The 4,340-nt window shown below is 66.1% G+C and carries 3 protein-coding genes and 2 pseudogenes; 2 read left to right on the forward strand and 3 right to left on the reverse strand.

The window, feature by feature from the left end; genetic code table 11:
* The 3 genes and pseudogenes from AC1DK4_RS40270 to AC1DK4_RS40280 all read right to left on the reverse strand — a co-directional run.
* Positions 1 to 195, reverse strand: a pseudogene (locus tag AC1DK4_RS40270) (hypothetical protein); the annotation flags it as partial.
* 162 nt (positions 196 to 357) lie between these two features.
* On the reverse strand, positions 358 to 1,290 hold the full coding sequence (locus tag AC1DK4_RS40275; RefSeq protein WP_441624427.1) for an ornithine cyclodeaminase family protein: 933 nt from the start codon (positions 1,288 to 1,290) through the stop codon (positions 358 to 360).
* A 102-nt stretch (positions 1,291 to 1,392) separates the two neighbouring features.
* The gene (locus tag AC1DK4_RS40280; RefSeq protein ID WP_441624429.1) at positions 1,393 to 2,145 is read right to left on the reverse strand and encodes a sulfite exporter TauE/SafE family protein; all 753 of its coding nucleotides are present in this window, start codon (positions 2,143 to 2,145) and stop codon (positions 1,393 to 1,395) included.
* A 331-nt stretch (positions 2,146 to 2,476) separates the two neighbouring features.
* Here AC1DK4_RS40280 and AC1DK4_RS40285 point away from each other — a divergent pair, with 331 nt between their 5' ends.
* Positions 2,477 to 4,015, forward strand: a complete 1,539-nt coding sequence (locus AC1DK4_RS40285) for a hypothetical protein (protein ID WP_441624431.1) — start codon at positions 2,477 to 2,479, stop codon at positions 4,013 to 4,015.
* A 236-nt stretch (positions 4,016 to 4,251) separates the two neighbouring features.
* Positions 4,252 to 4,340 (forward strand): annotated as a pseudogene (locus tag AC1DK4_RS40290) (TenA family transcriptional regulator); the annotation flags it as partial.

A 4,340-nucleotide genomic window follows, 5' to 3' on the forward strand; every position in this document is an offset into this window, starting at 1 on the left:
TCTCGGCCCAGCGGGCGAGGTGATCGCGGGAGAGCTTGCCGCTGGCCCAGGCGACGCTGAAGGGGGCCTTGTTGGCTCGCGGGAGAGCTTGCCGCTGGCCCAGGCGACGCTGAAGGGGGCCTTGTTGGCACTCTTGCCCTTGATGGCGTTTTCGAGAGCGGCACGGAAGTCTTCGCGGTTCATGAGTTCGGGCATTGGGGGGGCTCCTGGTAAGGGTTCGCGCTTGGGGTGGGCCACGGAGGCCCTGCCGATGAATCAATATGTAGATTGTATACTATCTACCAAGCGCGACAAGGTCAACGAATTTTGCGGGTTTTGTTTTGCGGGTTTTGTCGAGGTGCCGGCCGAAGCGTGGCTTCAGGCGGCCCTGGCCTCACCCGCTTCCAGCAGCTTCCGGTAGGCAAAGCCCGCCAGCGCCACATCTTCCAGCCCTACGCCGACCGATTTGTAGATCAGCACGTCCGCATCGCTCTCGCGGGGACGCACCTTGCCGGTTACCACGTCGGCCAGTTCCACGATCTTGTCGGCCGGCAGCACGGCGGGGTCGGCCAGCACGATGTCGCCGGCCTCGCGCACGGATTGCGGGCGCCATTCCACCACCAGTTTGCTGGCGCGCGCGAGCGCCGCATCGTCCAGTTCGCGCGTATGCGGCAGGCTGGAACCGATGGCCGCCACGAAGGCGCCGGGCTTGATGGCATGGCCGGAAAACAGCGGGGTGGTGGAGCGCGAAGCGGTGACCACGACGTCCGCCTGGGCGACGGCCTCGTCGGGTTCGGCAAAGGCCACGGGGATGCCGCACCACGTTGCCAGGCGCTCCGGGGTGGCGGCATCGGCATAGGGATCGGATAGCAGGATGCGCTTGAGCGGCAGGGCGGCGGCGAGCTGGCGCGCATGTTGCACGCCTTGCGTGCCGGCGCCGAACAACGCCAGTACCTCGGCGTCCTGGCGGGCCAGGTGGCGCGCGGCCAGCACGGAGCAGGCCGCCGTGCGCAGGCGGGTGATGGCGCCGGCATCGAAGGACGCGAGAGGGCGGCCGTCCTCGGTGGAGAAAATCAGGATGACGAAGGAGAACTGGCCCTTGATGGTGGTGTAGACCTTGGCGCCGGCTACCTGCTGCTGCGGAATGACCGCGCCGAGCGTCGACAGCTTGACGCCGCCGGCCTCGGTGCGAATGCGCTCCTGCATGGCGGCCTTGCCTTCGCCGAAGCTGCGGAAGGCGTCCAGCATGACTTGCTGGGCATCCGCGGGGGTGACATGGCGGTCGATCATCTCGTCGGTGATATGCAGCATGGTGTGTTTTCCTGTTGATGTTCGCTGGCGCGGGGCGCGCCGGATGGATGGAATGCGTGGGGTGGATGCGGCGATCGCGTTGGAGTTGGAGTTGGCGTTGGCTCAGGCGGGTAGGGCAAGCTTGACCAGCACGCCGACGGCGCCGGCGGTGCAAAGGGCCAGCAGCAGCTTGCGCACGGTCTTGGCGGAGAAGCGGTTCTTGAGGCGGTTCGAGATCGCGAAGCCGAGCAGCAGCATCGGGGTCAGGCTCGCGCTGAGCCACAGGTCGGCCAGCCCGAAGCGTCCGGCGGCCCACAGCATCGCCAGCGAGAACGCCGCGCCCGCGCACAGGATGCAGCCGATGGTGGCGCGCAACTGTGGCGGCGGCAGGTGCTGCATGACGATGGCAAAGGGCGGGGCGCCGGCCGAGGTCACGGTGCCCATGAAGCCGGATGCGGCACCCGCCACCGCCATGTTGAGGCCGGACGCCCGCACCCGCCAGCCGAGCAGGCTGAGTGTCACGGCGGCCAGGATCGAGAGGGCGAATATCAGTGCCAGCAGGCGGGCCGGCAACTGCGTCATGGCGGCCACCGCCACCAGCGTGCCGGCGGCGCGCCCCGCCAGGGCATTGCCGGTCGCGCGCCAGGCAATCGAGCGGAACTCGCGCACCGCGCCCAGCAGCGATACCAGCCCGCCCATGGCGAGCAAGGGGCCGGGCGCCAGTTGCGGGAAAAAGAGCACGGCCACCGGTGCCGACAGCATCGAGAACCCGATCCCGCCGACGCCCTGCAAGCAGGCGCCCAGGAAGATCAGCGCGCCCATCATGCCGAACTGCAGGGCGGTTATATCTGCGGGAAGGAAGGCATTGAGGGTCATGACGGGTCTGGGTGGCCGGCAGTTGATCGGTTAGACCGGCAGGTATTCTGCGGTCTTGGATGGTATATTGGTATACAGTCTACATAAATTGTGTGGGGAAGGCATCCGTGATCGGTGCGCCTGAGTGGGGTTATCCCGCAAAAAGTGCGTAAAGGCCCCGTTAAGGCGCACAAATACAAGGGTTTGCACCAAGACAGGGGCATTCCCTAGTCTCCACAGATTTATCTTGTTCTGATCTAGATCAAGAATATAGTATACGTTCATCGGGGCAGACATAGCCCCACGGGAAACAGTACAAAGGTCTCTACAGATAAAGATCCAAGGGGAACACATGCAACACGAAGCAGTGATTGGCGCGGCACACTGGATCTATCTACTGGGCGTGGCGGTCATCGTCCTGACCATGATCCTGCGGGCCAACGTGGTCGTACCGTCGATTCTCGGTACGTTCCTGGTGGTATTTGCGCTGACCGGCAGCCCGGTTTCGGCGCTTGGAGGGATCTTTTCGGCGAGCCTGGTGGCGGCCAAGGAGTTGTTCAATATCTTCCTGGTCATCGCCTTCATGACGGCGCTGCTCAATTCGCTCAAGACGCTGCGCTCGGATATCCGGATGGTGGAGCCGTTCCGCGTGGTGATGAAGAACGGGCATTCCGCCTTCTTCATCCTGGCCGGCATCACCTACGTGATCTCCCTGTTCTTCTGGCCCACGCCGGCGGTGCCGCTGGTATCGGCCATCCTGCTGCCGGCGGCCATTGCGGCCGGACTGCCGCCGCTGGCCGGCGCCATGGCCATCGCCATCGCGGGGCAGGGCATGGCGCTGTCGTCCGACTACGTGATCGGCGTGGCGCCGGGCATCAGCGCCAAGGCGGCCGGCGCCGCGGTCAGCGCCGCCGTGGTGGCGGATCGCGCGCTGGTGTTGTCGATCATTACCGGCGGCATCGCGCTGGCCCTGGCCTACCTGTCGATGCGCAAGCACATCGTGCCCGCCAGCGGCGCGCTGCTGACCAACTGGCAGGCCCGCGCCAGTGGCGCGGACGCCGGGATCGAGCAGGCCGGCACGTTCGACAAGGCCGAGATCGCGCGTGGCACGGAGCACACCGAGCCACTCGCCACCGACTCGAACATCGAGCGCAGTCTGGCGATGGTGGCGCTGCGCCGCGTGAAGTGGTCGAAATGCTTCGCCATCGTGACGCCGCTGGCCTTCCTGGCGGTGGTGGCGGTGATGGTGCTGCCCAAGATGGGGGCGGGCCTGCACGACCTGAAGGGCGGCGACGCCGCGGCGCTGGTCGGCGGGGTGGCGGCGTTGCTGATGATGCTGGCCACGCTGGCAGCCGAAGGCCCGCGCAAGATGCTCGATGTCTGCCCCGAGCACATCACGGACGGCTTCGTCTTCGCCTTCAAGGCCATGGGCTCGGTGCTGCCGATCGCCGGTTTCTTCTTCGTCGGTGCCGGCGAGACCGCCGCGCAGATCCTGGGCGTGAGCCCCGACAAGGCGCCCAGCCTGCTGTTCGAACTGATCCAGGCTTACCAGCACATGATCCCGGACAACCATGTCCTGGTCGCCTTCGGCGTGCTGGTGGTGGGCATGATCACCGGCATCGATGGTTCGGGCTTCGCCGGGCTGCCGCTGACCGGCACCCTGGCCGGCGCGCTGGGGCCGGTGGTTGGTTTCGATTCGGCCACGCTGGCCGCCATCGGGCAGATGGGCGCGGTGTGGACCGGGGGCGGCACGCTGATCGCCTGGTCCTCGCTGATCGCGGTGGCCGGTTTTGCCCGGGTGCCGGTGCTGGATGCGGTGCGGGCCTTGCTGGTGCCGGTGCTGATCGGGCTAGGCGTTTCCACGGTCTGCGCGATGCTGATCTGGCGATAAGGCGCGTCCGGTCCTTCCCCCACAACTGCCTGCATCCGAGGGCGGCTGCGCCAGCCGGCGCAGCCGCCCTTGTCGTCTCTGCGGCGTCCTCGCTCCCTCCCGAAAAAACTGGTCTTGCCCCGCAAAAACGCATTGACCCTTTCATGACATGTAGATAGTATACAATCTACATATCGATTCATCGGCAGGGCCTCCGTGGCCCACCCCAAGCGCGAACCCTTACCAGGAGCCCCCCAATGCCCGAACTCATGAACCGCGAAGACTTCCGTGCCGCTCTCGAAAACGCCATCAAGGGCAAGAGTGCCAACAAGGCCCCCTTCAGCGT

The organism is Cupriavidus sp. 05N38 (assembly GCF_056397345.1).